At 53.7% G+C, this 12,885-nt stretch carries 14 protein-coding genes; 8 read left to right on the top strand and 6 right to left on the bottom strand.

The features are described 5' to 3' along the window. Positions 1-17: 17 nt before the first annotated feature. From sanA to I6L74_RS01340, 4 genes are all read right to left on the bottom strand, one after another. Positions 18-737, bottom strand: a complete 720-nt coding sequence (gene sanA, locus I6L74_RS01355) for an outer membrane permeability protein SanA (RefSeq protein WP_015959745.1) — start codon at positions 735-737, stop codon at positions 18-20. A 127-nt stretch (positions 738-864) separates the two neighbouring features. After that, positions 865-1,749, bottom strand: coding sequence for a cytidine deaminase (cdd, locus tag I6L74_RS01350; RefSeq protein WP_059179255.1), 885 nt, complete (start codon positions 1,747-1,749; stop codon positions 865-867). 128 nt (positions 1,750-1,877) lie between these two features. Further along, the gene (locus tag I6L74_RS01345) at positions 1,878-2,573 is read right to left on the bottom strand and encodes a CidB/LrgB family autolysis modulator (protein ID WP_059179254.1); all 696 of its coding nucleotides are present in this window, start codon (positions 2,571-2,573) and stop codon (positions 1,878-1,880) included. Next, on the bottom strand, positions 2,570-2,968 hold the full coding sequence (locus I6L74_RS01340; RefSeq protein WP_059179253.1) for a CidA/LrgA family protein: 399 nt from the start codon (positions 2,966-2,968) through the stop codon (positions 2,570-2,572). Before I6L74_RS01340 ends, I6L74_RS01345 begins: the two co-directional genes overlap by 4 nt. A 215-nt stretch (positions 2,969-3,183) precedes the next feature. Between I6L74_RS01340 and I6L74_RS01335 the strand changes: the two genes are divergently transcribed. From I6L74_RS01335 to I6L74_RS01315, 5 genes are all read left to right on the top strand, one after another. Next, positions 3,184-3,447, top strand: coding sequence for a hypothetical protein (locus I6L74_RS01335; protein ID WP_059179252.1), 264 nt, complete (start codon positions 3,184-3,186; stop codon positions 3,445-3,447). Between the two features lie 87 nt (positions 3,448-3,534). Then, positions 3,535-4,467, top strand: coding sequence for a tRNA dihydrouridine(16) synthase DusC (dusC, locus tag I6L74_RS01330; protein ID WP_059179251.1), 933 nt, complete (start codon positions 3,535-3,537; stop codon positions 4,465-4,467). A gap of 183 nt (positions 4,468-4,650) precedes the next feature. Then, positions 4,651-5,484 carry a transcriptional antiterminator BglG gene (bglG, locus tag I6L74_RS01325; protein ID WP_059179250.1) on the top strand — a complete coding sequence of 278 codons (834 nt, stop codon included), beginning with the start codon at positions 4,651-4,653 and terminating at the stop codon, positions 5,482-5,484. A 136-nt stretch (positions 5,485-5,620) separates the two neighbouring features. Next, positions 5,621-7,477 carry a PTS beta-glucoside transporter subunit IIABC gene (gene bglF / locus I6L74_RS01320; RefSeq protein WP_059179249.1) on the top strand — a complete coding sequence of 619 codons (1,857 nt, stop codon included), beginning with the start codon at positions 5,621-5,623 and terminating at the stop codon, positions 7,475-7,477. Positions 7,478-7,492: 15 nt separating this feature from the next. After that, positions 7,493-8,890, top strand: a complete 1,398-nt coding sequence (locus I6L74_RS01315; RefSeq protein ID WP_059179248.1) for a glycoside hydrolase family 1 protein — start codon at positions 7,493-7,495, stop codon at positions 8,888-8,890. A gap of 45 nt (positions 8,891-8,935) precedes the next feature. Here the strand turns inward: I6L74_RS01315 and yohP are convergent, their stop codons facing one another. Beyond that, positions 8,936-9,019, bottom strand: a complete 84-nt coding sequence (gene yohP, locus I6L74_RS01310) for a small membrane protein YohP (RefSeq protein ID WP_015572324.1) — start codon at positions 9,017-9,019, stop codon at positions 8,936-8,938. A gap of 220 nt (positions 9,020-9,239) precedes the next feature. Here yohP and mdtQ point away from each other — a divergent pair, with 220 nt between their 5' ends. Next, positions 9,240-10,658, top strand: a complete 1,419-nt coding sequence (mdtQ, locus tag I6L74_RS01305) for a multidrug resistance outer membrane protein MdtQ (RefSeq protein ID WP_059179247.1) — start codon at positions 9,240-9,242, stop codon at positions 10,656-10,658. Positions 10,659-10,709: 51 nt separating this feature from the next. Beyond that, complete coding sequence (locus I6L74_RS01300; protein WP_059179246.1) at positions 10,710-11,483, top strand: SDR family oxidoreductase; 774 nt, start codon at positions 10,710-10,712, stop codon at positions 11,481-11,483. Positions 11,484-11,531: 48 nt separating this feature from the next. Here the strand turns inward: I6L74_RS01300 and I6L74_RS01295 are convergent, their stop codons facing one another. Further along, a complete protein-coding gene (locus I6L74_RS01295) occupies positions 11,532-12,098 on the bottom strand; it encodes a DedA family protein (protein ID WP_059179245.1) in 567 nt (188 codons plus the stop codon). A 175-nt stretch (positions 12,099-12,273) separates the two neighbouring features. Here I6L74_RS01295 and I6L74_RS01290 point away from each other — a divergent pair, with 175 nt between their 5' ends. Beyond that, positions 12,274-12,861, top strand: coding sequence for a Yip1 family protein (locus I6L74_RS01290; RefSeq protein ID WP_059179244.1), 588 nt, complete (start codon positions 12,274-12,276; stop codon positions 12,859-12,861). The last annotated feature ends 24 nt before the right edge of the window (positions 12,862-12,885 follow it).

Raw genomic sequence — 12,885 nt, 5'->3', positions numbered from 1 at the left:
CGGGCTTTTTTGTTTTCTTATTTCTTGTCTTTTATCTGTAGATCCAGAAGTTGCTCGGGTGTGACTGCCGGATAATCCTGCGCACCTTCGGGCACTTCGTGCAGCTCCGGAATAGGCACCAGCGGACCTAAAAAGCGTGGTTCACGTTTGAAGAGATACAGGTCGGCGAGCGCGCCAAAGCGAGCACCAAACTCACGAACGCGGACGCTGAGCATATCTTTTGGCGACGGTACGGCGTAGCACTGGGCCTGAATGCCCATATGGAGCGCAATAAAGAGCGCGCGCTCGCAGTGGAAACGCTGCGTGATAATAATGAAATCGTTGGTATCAAATACTTTGCGGGTACGCACAATAGAATCCAGCGTACGGAAACCGGCGTAATCCAGAACGATATCCGCGGGGTCGACGCCTGCGGCAATCAAATCTTTGCGCATGGTCATCGGCTCGTTATAGCTTTGCTGCGCATTATCGCCGCTTAACAGCAGGTAATTCACTTTGCCGCTGTTGTAGGCATTTAACGCGCCCTGAATGCGGTAGCGGTAATACTGATTGATAACGCCGGTACGATAATATTTTGCCGTCCCCAGCACCACGCCAACCTGTCGATAAGGCAGATCCTGTAAATCGTCAAAAATATAGGGGGCGGTTTTCCAGCTCATCCAGCGGTCGAGGCCGAGCGCAGCCAACAGCAGTATGCCGACCAGGACAGACAGGCTGTAAAACACACGCTTTAACATGAAGATGACTCGTCCGTGGGTGAAATTTCACTCAGGCTACTTTACCCGCCTGGGAAGCGCAAGAAACTGCGATTTGATTGAGGGGAATTTCATCAGTTTTGCGGGCATTTCTGCCCGCAAAGAAAGATTACGCCAAGAGCGTGCGGTCGATATGAGAACAGCCCAGTGCTTTCAGGGTGGCCGCGGTGGCATCCCACTGAATCAGCGGCGCGTCGGCTTTTTCGGCGAGGATCGCGCGCTGAATATCCGGGTAATCATAGCCGTTCAGGCTCAGCAAATTCAGGGCACCTTGCAGTGGTGGCAGGGTTGGGTTGAATGCGGCGTTCTCGGCATAACTGCCAGAGAAAATACGACCATCACGGCACTCCAGCGCAACACCACTCGGTGACTGGCTGTACGGCGCGTGACTTTTGTTGGCGGCGGCAATGGCAGACTGCGCCAGGTCATCGCCCGTTAACGCATAGCCGTGGTTCTGCTCATCCATCAGCAGCGTTTTGATGTCGAGGTCTTTCGGACCAAAGGCATCCGGCAGGTAATCTCCGAGCGTATGTGGCTCACGACCCGGCAGATTGATGCGCAGTTCCAGACCGCTGTTCAGTTCATTCATAAACTGGCGACAGTGACCGCAAGGGGTGTAGTTGACGGTAATGGCTTTCAGGGCATGTTCCCCGCGCAGCCAGGCGTGACTGATCGCGCTCTGCTCTGCGTGGACAGTTTGTTGCATCGTCGCACCCAGGAACTCCATGTTCCCGCCGAAATACCATGTGCCACTCACGCCGCGCGCGATGGCACCAACGTTGAAGTGGGAAAGGTCGGCTCTTGCGCAGGCAGCGGCCAGCGGGAGCAGTGCGAAAGCCAGCGCGTCTTCGTCGAGTCCCGTAGCCTGTTTAAGCATCGTGACCTGCTCAGCCGTCAGCAGGGCGGGGAAGTGCTCATCCGCCAGAACCGGAGCCAGGGCTGATTGCAAATTCTCGGCGAGCTGGGCGAAAGCAGATTGAAAACGTGGGTGCATGGCAATGCCTCATAAAGGTTAATGGATCGGTAGTTTACGGAGCCATTACCGCTTTATATGTGATCCAGTTCTCATTATGTATGCAACTTATGAAATCAAAATAAAAATTGCGCGACGCATCGCAAATTTTAGCCCACCACCGCCAAAATAATTGGGAATAAGAACGGCGCAATGAGCGACGTCATGATCCCACAGATCACCAGGGCCAACGAGCTAAACGCGCCTTCCTGATAATCCAGTTCCGCGCAACGCGCAGTGCCGAGCGCATGTGACGCGGTTCCCATTGCCAGCCCACGTGCCGCTTTGGTTCGAATGCGCATCACATTCAGCAGCGAGTGACCGAATACGGCACCCAAAATACCAACAAAAATCACGCACATCGCGCTAATCGCGGGAATGCCACCAATGCTGCCACCCACGGCCATCGCAATCGGCGTGGTCACGGATTTCGGTAATATTGAGGCGGCGATTTGCGGCGAAGCGCCCATCAGCAGGGCAACAGAGGTCCCTGTGACCATCGCGACGACGCTGCCAATCAGGCAGATCGTGATGATGGATTTCCAGCGAGCCCGGATCTGGTGAAGCTGCTCGTAGAGTGGAAACGCCAGGGCAACGACCGCAGGCTGCAACAGATCGTTCAAAATTTTGCTGCCCGCAAAGTAGCGCTCGTAAGGTATATGGGCGATCAGCAGGAAGGGAATAATCACCACCATGGCCACCAGCAGCGGGTTGAGCAGCGGCATTTTAAAACGGGCGGCCAGTTTCCGTGCAGCGAAGAAAACCACCAGCGTTAACGGCAGTGACCACCAGATATTGGCCATCATTTTTGGTTTCCTTTTTGCCCTACCACTTTACGTTCGCCATGCACCAGATGCGAACTCCAGCTCACCACAAGGAACACCACCAGCGTGCTGATGGCGCATGAGACAACAATCGGACCAAACTGGGCTTTCAGCACATCGTAATATTGCATCACCCCCACGCCGATCGGCACGAACAGCAGCGCCATATAACGAATCAGCACGAAGCATCCAGGGTTGACCCACTTTGGCGGCAAAATTTGTAGCGCCAGTAGCAAAAACATAATCAGCATGCCGATTATGCTGCCCGGAATGGTGATAGGCAGTAGAGACGCGACGAAAATGCCTGCATAGAGGCAAGCGTAAATAAGGATAAACGCGCGCAAATATTGCCAGACAGCATTGAGAAATTTGATCATGGTGAAAGTCCTTGATGAAACGCATTCATCATACAATTAAACCTGGAAACGTGCTACGGATCACATCATGAAATTTGAGCATACCAGACATTCCTATTTGGAACGTCGGGCATTTCCCCAGAATTAAAGGTAAAGGTGATATAAAACAGTGTAGTACCGGGCCGTTTTTCGGCGGTAATGATATGATAAATCTCCCACACAGGCAGGAGATCCTCATGCCAGAATATTTCATTTTCAAAAAAGGCAGTGCGGTTCACGCACGGCCAGCTGCAGATATTGACGCCGCGTCTGCGCTCAAAGAGCAGGGCTACGAAAAGCAGTTCGAAGAAATCATTGCTTCAGATGAGAAAAGCGCCCTTGCGCGATTTGCTTCCATTAAGAAAGAAGAACAACTGACCGTGCACGCGTTTATGACGGGACCGGCGATCATTTCGCTGGCGCTTGTCATCATGGTGGTCATCGGTTTTGTGTTGACGTGATGTCACCTCGGGACGCGCGTTAAACAGCCCTTTCCACACGCCAGGAGAGCGGCTACCATAGCGCGTCTTTTTTCACAGGTATTGAGAATGCGTGTATTACTGGCGCCGATGGAAGGTGTGCTCGACTCACTGGTGCGCGAGCTGCTGACCGAGGTAAATGATTACGATCTCTGCGTCACCGAGTTTTTGCGTGTGGTGGATATGCTGTTGCCTGCAAAGTCGTTTTATCGACTCTGCCCGGAATTGCATCGTCAGAGTCGGACGACGTCAGGCACGCTGGTTCGCATTCAGCTTCTGGGCCAATACCCCGAGTGGCTAGCGGAAAACGCTGCGCGGGCCGTGGAACTGGGCTCTTATGGCGTTGATCTCAACTGCGGTTGTCCGTCGAAAATGGTTAACGGGAGCGGGGGCGGCGCAACGCTGCTCAAAGATCCTGAGCTGATTTATCGCGGCGCGAAAGCGATGCGTGAAGCCGTGCCGTCTCATCTGCCCGTCACGGTAAAAGTGCGTTTGGGCTGGGACAGTGGCGATCGCCAGTTTGAGATTGCGGATGCTGTTCAGCAGGCCGGCGCGAGCGAACTGGTCGTACACGGGCGTACCAAAGAAGACGGCTACAAAGCGGAGCGCATTAACTGGCAGGCGATTCGCGACATTCGCCAACGGCTGAATATTCCTGTTATCGCCAACGGTGAAATATGGGATTACGCAAGTGCGCAAGCCTGTCTACAGGAAACGGGCTGTGACTCGGTGATGATCGGTCGCGGTGCCCTCAATATTCCAAATCTGAGCCGGGTGATTAAATATAACGAACCGCGCATGGCCTGGCCTGATGTGGTGACGCTGTTGCAAAAATATACTCGACTCGAAAAGCAGGGCGACACCGGGCTATATCACGTTGCTCGTATCAAACAGTGGCTGAGTTATTTACGCAAAGAATACGATGAGGCGCTGGGGTTATTTCAGGAAATCCGCACGCTGCAAACGTCAGCGGATATTGCTCGCGTCATCCAGTCCAAATAAAACGGATCCCCCCGTCTTTCCGGCGATACTAATCTCGATCTAAATCACATTTTTACTCGTGACGCATTGAGGCCATGAATGAAAGTGATAGAGTGACAAAACTGGATTGTTACTGCTACGGCAGGCAAAACCTGATTTTCTGGCATTTGTCAGAGGTCAGGTTTTTTTGTTTCTGGGGTTCCAATGAAAATCGCCAAAATTCTTAATAATAATGTGGTGGTTGTTCTGGATGAGCACGGGCGTGAGCAGGTCGTGATGGGCCGTGGGCTGGCCTTTCAGAAACGCATCGGTGAAGATCTGGACACAGATAAAATAGAGAAAGTGTTCGCGCTGCAAAGCGATGAACTGGTCGGACGGCTTGGGGAATTACTCAGTCAAATTCCCCTTGAAGTGATGACCACCTGCGATCGCATTATTGGGCTGGCGGCGCAGAGACTCGGAAAATTGCAGGACAGCGTCTACATCACGTTAACGGACCACTGTAACTTTGCCATCGAGCGGCAAAAGAAAGGGGTCGCTATCAAGAACGTATTGTTATGGGAAATTCGACGTCTGTATCCGAAGGAATTCGCTCTGGGCCAGGAGGCTCGCGCAATTATTGCCAAACGGTTGGGGGTTGAGCTTGCCGAAGATGAAGCCGGTTTTATCGCCCTGCATCTGGTGACTGCACAACTCAACAGCGAAATGCCAGAAGTGATGCACGTGACCCGCGTGATGCAGGAAATCTTGCAGCTGGTGAAATACCAGCTGCAGCTGGAGTACGACGAAGAGTCACTAAGCTATCAACGTTTTGTGACGCATTTGAAGTTCTTTGCCCAACGAATGCTGACCCGTACCGTGGTGCAGGACGACGATGTGTCGCTGCATACAGCGGTGAAGGATAACTACGCTAAAGCGTGGAAGTGTGCGGAAAAGATTGGGCAGCATTTGCAGAATAGCTATCAGCGAGAGCTGACGACCGAAGAAATTATGTTCCTCGCCATTCATATTGAACGGGTGAGAAAAGAAGGGCGTTAAGCCCCAAAACTGGATTGTTACTGCATACCGCAGGCAAAACCTGAGCGCGGCTTCTGAAAGGAAGACGTTCTCGGGTTTTTTTATTTTTCTACTCAGTCAACCGGTGCCTGTGGGCATCAGATGTAAGGAAATCGAAATGGAATACCAAGCTTTGGCGAAGGATATTCTTGCCCATGTTGGGGGGAAAGAGAATATCGTCAGTCTGGTTCATTGCGCCACCCGGCTTCGTTTCAAATTAAAAGAGAATCAAAAAGCAGATGCGCAAGGGCTCAAGAAAAATCCGGGCGTAATTATGGTTGTCGAAAGCGGCGGACAGTTTCAGGTGGTCATCGGGAATCACGTTCACGACGCCTGGCAGGCGGTGCGGGCAGAAGCAGGCTTGACGGACGAAACTCCCGTTGCGACTGATGAACACGGTGACAAAGGCAATCTGCTGGGACGCCTGATTGACATCGTGTCAGGTATTTTCACCCCATTTATCGGCATACTGGCGGCCTCCGGTATTCTGAAAGGGCTGCTGGCACTGGCGGTGGTCTGCGGTTGGCTCTCGACCGACAGCGGAACGTACAAAATCTGGTTCGCGGCAAGCGATGCGCTGTTCTTCTTCTTCCCGCTGGTGCTGGGCTACACCGCCGGTAAAAAGTTCGGCGGCAATCCGTTTATCACCATGGTCATCGGCGGGGCGCTCACGCATCCGATGATGATTCAGGCGTTTGAAGCCAGCCAACAGGTGGGGGCGGTATCAGAGGCGTTCATGGGTATTCCCGTGACCTGGTTTAACTACAGCGCCTCAGTTATTCCAATCATTCTTGCCGCATGGGTGAGCTGCTGGCTGGAAAAGCAGAGCAACAAATTATTACCGTCGTCGATGAAAAACTTCTTCGCGCCGCTTATCTGTCTGGTCGTGACCGTACCGCTGACGTTCTTGATTATTGGTCCCGTCGCAACCTGGCTGAGCCAGCTACTGGCGAACGGCTATCAGTGGATTTATGTTCTGGCACCGTGGTTGGCTGGGGCGGCGATGGGGGCACTGTGGCAGGTCTGCGTGATCTTTGGGCTGCACTGGGGGCTGGTGCCATTGATGATCAATAATCTGGCCGTACTCGGCCACGACTCAATGCTGCCAATGCTGCTGCCTGCGGTGATGGGGCAGGTGGGGGCCGCACTGGGTATATTCCTGCGTACCCGGGACGCGCGCCAGAAGATGATAGCGGGTTCCTCCGTTACCGCAGGGATTTTCGGCATCACCGAACCGGCTGTGTATGGCGTTAACCTGCCGCTGCGACGCCCGTTTATCTTCGGTTGCGTGGCGGGCGCGGTGGGGGGCGCGATTGTAGGCTTTAGCGATACGCACGTTTACTCCTTTGGCTTTGCCAATATCTTTACCGTGGCGCAGATGATCCCGCCGGGTGGCGTGAATACCACGCTTTGGGGCGGCATTATCGGCACGCTTGTGGCGCTGGTCTTGAGCTGCGTCATGACGCTGATCGCTGGGTTACCTAAAAGTGCAGCGCAGGATGAGCAGGTTATAACAGCATGCGAGGACGACGTTTTGGCTCCAATGAGCGGAACCGTGTTGGCGCTTGATCAGGTGCCCGACGCCACCTTTGCCAGCGGCTTACTAGGGCAAGGTGTGGCGATTATTCCTTCCGACAACAGAGTCATTGCTCCGTTTGCGGGTGAAGTGGCGTCGTTATTCCAGACCAAACATGCCATCGGCCTTCTGAGTGAGAGCGGTATTGAGGTGCTGATCCATGTCGGTATCGACACCGTGAAGCTCGACGGCAAGCCCTTCACCGCGCATGTCAAGGTGGGAGACAAGGTTCAGCCCGGCGATCTGCTGCTGGAGTTCGATCGTCAGGCCATTATCGATGCAGGATACGATCTGGCGACCCCCATTATTATCAGTAACAGTGACGATTACCGTGATGTGGTGATTGTGGCGGCAACGTCTGTCAGTGCCGGAACACCGCTATTAAACGTAAGCCATTAATAACAGGAGAACGTGATGAAAACTTTCCCGAAAACCTTTTTGTGGGGCGGCGCGGTTGCCGCAAACCAGGTAGAAGGCGCTTATCTGGAGGATGGTAAAGGCCTGTCGACCTCTGACGTACAGCCGCAAGGTGTATTTGGCAAGGTGGTCGAGCGCGTTGAGGGCGACAGCGGCATCAAAGATGTCGCAATTGATTTTTATCATCGCTACCCGGACGATATCAAACTGTTTGCCGAAATGGGCTTTAGCTGCCTGCGCGTATCGATCGCCTGGACACGTATCTTCCCGAACGGTGACGAGCAGCAGCCGAACGAGGCTGGGCTGGCATTTTACGACAAGCTGTTTGACGAGCTCGCGGTACACAACATCACGCCGCTGGTTACGCTGTCGCATTATGAAATGCCGTGGGGGCTTGTGAAGCAGTACGGCGGCTGGGGCAATCGTCAGACGATCGACTTCTTTGAGCGCTACGCGCGTACCGTCTTTGCGCGGTATAAACAGAAAGTAAAGCTGTGGCTCACCTTCAATGAAATCAATATGTCCCTGCATGCGCCGATGACCGGCGTCGGCCTGCCGGAAGACAGCAGCAAAGCGGATGTTTATCAAGCGATTCACCATCAGCTGGTGGCGAGTGCGCTGGCGGTGAAGGCCTGCCATGAGATTATCCCGGATGCCAAAATTGGCAACATGCTGCTCGGCGGCCTGGTTTATCCTCTGACCTGTAAGCCAGAAGACGTGCTGGAAGCCTTACAGGAAAACCGCGCGTGGCAGTTCTTCGGCGACGTACAGTGTCGTGGGGCGTATCCGGGCTATATGCTGCGATTCTTCCGCGATAACGGAATTACGCTTGAAATCACCGATGCCGATCGCGAAGCGCTGAAAGCCACCGTCGATTTTATCTCTTTCAGCTACTATATGACCGGCTGCGTGACCACTGACGAGGAGCTCAACCAGCAGGCGCGAGGCAATATTCTGAGCATGGTGCCGAACCCGCATCTGGCGAGTTCCGAATGGGGCTGGCAAATTGACCCCATTGGCCTGCGTACGCTGCTGAACGTGCTGTGGGATCGTTATCAGAAACCGCTGTTTATCGTTGAGAACGGTTTGGGTGCGAAGGATAAGCCAGACGCTAATGGCGTGGTGCAGGACGACTATCGCATTCGCTATCTCAACGACCATCTGGTGCAGGTGCGCGAGGCGATCGACGACGGCGTGGAAGTGATGGGCTACACCAGCTGGGGACCGATCGATCTGGTGAGCGCATCCAAAGCTGAGCTTTCTAAACGTTATGGTTTTATCTATGTCGATCGCGATGATAGCGGCAACGGTACGCTGGCGCGCAGCCGTAAGAAAAGTTTCTACTGGTATCGAGAAGTGATTGCAACCAACGGGGCATCGCTGAAAGCGGAGTGAACGTAGGACGTGCCCGTCAGGCGCAATACCTGACGGGCAAAATCATCAGAAAATCATCTTAAAGACGCCCGTCACGACCAGCAAACCAATCAAGAAAATAATCAGAATTACCCACAGTAAAATCTTCATTCCCTTCTCCCTCGCCAAATGAGCTTAAGTAAATAAAGTGTAGCAGCCCGAAAGAAAAGTAGACTTATAACTGCCATAAATAATGAATTTTCATCAATTTAGCGGGTGTATATTTTTCTGGTTATGTGAATGTATGACAAATTGCGGGTTGCCACGGGTTACTAAAAAAAAGTAAAGCATCCAGCGTAATTTGCGCCTTTCTTTTTATGTGAATGGCGTAATGAAACGTTCAATTATTTTCTCTTTAAGCTTGCCTCTCGCTTTCACGATTGTCGCGTGTGCTCCGCATCACGACACGTCGGCATCGCTGGCGCAGTTTATTCCGGCAACAAAAATCAACACTCAGCTGGCGCAAAACTCGTGGCCACAAAACTCGTGGTGGAAAGCGTACAACGACCCACAGCTGGATTCGCTGATCGCTCAGGCTCAGGCCGATGCACCGGATATGCAGATTGCGCGTCAACGCATTGCGCTGGCGGAGGCACAGGCAAAGCTGGCCGCAGCGGCGGAGGGTCCTCAGCTTGATTTCTCTGCGAATGCCGAGCGGCAAAAAATGTCGGCAGAAGGATTAATGGGGCCCTTTGCCACTACCGACCCGGCCGCAGGCACGACGGGCCCGTGGTACACCAACGGTACGCTTGGCTTAACCGCCGGATGGGATTTGGATCTGTGGGGGAAAAATCGCGATCGGGTTGAGGCTCGCATTGGCAAAGTGAATGCGCAGAAAGCCGAGATGGAACAAACCCGGCAATTGCTCGCGAGCAGCGTTGCCCGCCTTTACTGGGAGTGGCAGACGCAGAACGCGATGGAACAGGTACTGGTGGCGATCAAAAAAGAGCAAGGCAATATCATTGGTGCCGATCGCGAGCTGTATAAGAACGGCATCACGTCGTCCGTGGAAGGGGTGGAGACAGACATTAACGCCAGTAAAACGGATGAACGCCTGGCGGAAGTGAACGGCAAAATGAAAACCATTGAAGCCCGCCTGCGGGCTCTCACCCACTCTTCAGCAATCGTATTAAAACCGCACTCACTGCCGACGGTGGAGGCCTCTCTGCCTGCGACGCTGGGCTATGAACTGCTGGCCCGCCGTCCCGATCTTCAGGAGGCGCACTGGTATATCGAATCGTCGCTCAGTGAAGTTGATGCCGCAAAGGCGGCCTATTACCCAGATATAAATTTGATGGCCTTCCTGCAACAGGATGCGCTGCACTTAAGCGATTTATTTCGTTCATCAGCACAGCAAATGGGCGTCACGGCCGGGCTGACGCTGCCGATTTTCGACAGCGGCAGGCTCAACGCCAGTCTGGATATCGTCCAGGCGCAAAGTAATCTGAGCGTGGCAAATTACAATAAGGCCGTGATTGACGCGGTAAATCAGGTTGAACATGCCGCCAGTGAAGTCGAAACACTGATGCACAAAAATCAGCAACAGCAACATGTCGAAGCCGATGCCGCGCGCGTGGTTGCGCTCGCGCAGGCCCGTTTTAACGCCGGGATCATTGCCGGGTCGCGCGTCAGCGAAGCGAAGATCCCGGCGTTGCAGGAGCGCATCGCCGGTCTGGCGCTGAAGGGGCAATATGTCGATGCGACGCTTCAACTGACGGCGGCACTGGGCGGCGGTTATCACCAGAGTTAATCAGTGAGCATTATCTATACTTAACTCTTTGTGATTTCTCCGGAGGTGAGTATGGCAGCAGCAAATCGCGTCGCAATTGTGACCGCATCAGATTCAGGGATAGGCAAAACCACGGCGTTGATGTTGGCTGAACGTGGCTTTGACATTGGTGTGACCTGGCATTCCGATGAAGACGGGGCGCTGAAAACCTGCCGTGAAATTGAGGCACGGGGTCAGCGCGCCGAAGCTATCCAGCTGGATCTAAGCGAACTTCCGCAGGGCGCGAAGGCGATCGAATCACTCATCGCCCGGTTTGGTCGCCTGGATGTGCTGGTAAACAACGCCGGGGCAATGACCAAAGCGCCGTTTCTGGATATGGCATTTGACGACTGGCGGTCAATATTCACCGTCGATGTGGATGGGGCGTTTTTGTGCTCGCAAATTGCCGCGAGGCAGATGGTGAAGCAGGGGCGGGGCGGGCGGATCGTCAACATTACGTCCGTGCATGAACACACGCCGCTGCCTGATGCCAGCGCCTACACGGCGGCTAAACACGCGCTGGGGGGATTAACCAAATCGATGGCAATGGAACTGGTGCAGCATAACATTCTGGTCAACGCCGTCGCGCCTGGGGCGATAGCCACGCCGATGAACGACATGGATGACAGCGAAGTCGAAGAGGGATCAATGCCAGAAATCCCGCTCGGACGCCCGGGGCACACCAAAGAGATCGCCAGCATGGTGGCCTGGCTCTGCGACACCGACGCCAGCTACACCACCGGACAATCTTTTATTGTCGATGGGGGATTCATGATCGCAAACCCGCAATTTAAACCGGCAGAGTAATATCTTCCCCTCTCTCATCGGGAGAGGGGATGACGTCACCCTGCTGATTTACTCTCGCTTTTTGTCCCGGTATTTCAGCCACAGCCGCACCGCAATGACCGCCACGGCAATCACTATCACCCAAATCCAGTGTTTCAAATGCTGATCGAGATCGTGCAGCCATGGGCCAATCACTTCGCCGCCAACGTATCCCAGCGAGGTGAAAATCAACGCCCAGGCGATGGCGCCGATGATATTGAGCGGCAGGAAGATTTTCGGCGACAGTCGGCTGGCACCAATCAGCAACGGACCGATGATGCGAAACCCGTACATAAACCGCGTTCCGATAACGAATAAATAAGGGTGGCGCTGAATCAGGCGCTGCGCGCGATTAATCTTCTTTTGATGTTTCTTAAAACGTTTTAAAAGCGCAGGGCCGAAGCGTAATCCCAGCAGATAAAGCAACTGATCGCCAATCATGCCGCCTAGCGCGACAGCGGCAACCACCAGCGGGAAGCGCAGCAATCCCTGATGGGCCGCCACGCCGCCAAGCAGGGTAATGGTTTCGCCTTCTGCCACGCTACCAATCACCAGGGCAACATATCCGTACTGTTCAATTAGATTATTGATATCCATAAGGTAAGCATAGTCTCCCTCAGTGAACCCGCTTTAATCATACACCCTGTCAATTAATGGTGTCGCAACCAACGCCGTTTCGTCTCCGTGGCCTTTTTTTAGGCTGTACATAAAATAATCGAAACCCTGCATTATACTGACAGTATCGCTTGCGGGCTGACAATGAGGGGGCTGTATGAACCATGTCTGGGGCCTTTTTTCCCATCCCAATCGTGAAATGCACGTTATCAGAAGTGAGAACGAAACGGTCGCGCACCATTACACGCACCATGTCCTGCTCATGGCGGCAGTCCCGGTGATATGCGCTTTTATTGGTACCACGCAAATCGGCTGGAATTTTGGCGATGGCAACATCGTAAAACTGTCGTGGGTGACCGGCCTGGCACTTGCGGTGATCTTCTACGGCATCATGCTCGCAGGTGTGGCGATCATGGGGCGTGTCATTTACTGGATGGCGCGTAACTATCCGCAGCGCCCATCATTGACGCTGTGTATGGTTTTCGCAGGTTACGTGGCAACACCGCTGTTTATGAGCGGCATCGTGGCGCTGTATCCGCTGGTCTGGCTGTGCGCGCTTGTCGGCACTCTTGCGCTGTTTTACACCGGTTATCTGCTGTTTGTCGGTATCCCGACCTTCCTGAATATTAATAAAGAGGAAGGGTTAAGTTTCTCGGGATCGACGCTGGCTATCGGGGTGCTGGTGCTAGAGGCCTTGCTGGCGCTGACGGTGATCCTGTGGGGTTACGGCTATCGACTGTTCTAACCTGAATGCATTGCTGGCGTAAAT

This window comes from Lelliottia amnigena (assembly GCF_019047465.1).
Classification (GTDB): domain Bacteria; phylum Pseudomonadota; class Gammaproteobacteria; order Enterobacterales; family Enterobacteriaceae; genus Enterobacter; species Enterobacter amnigenus.
The sequence above is the reverse complement of the archived record's forward strand: the minus strand, read 5'-3'. Positions and strand labels throughout refer to the sequence as shown.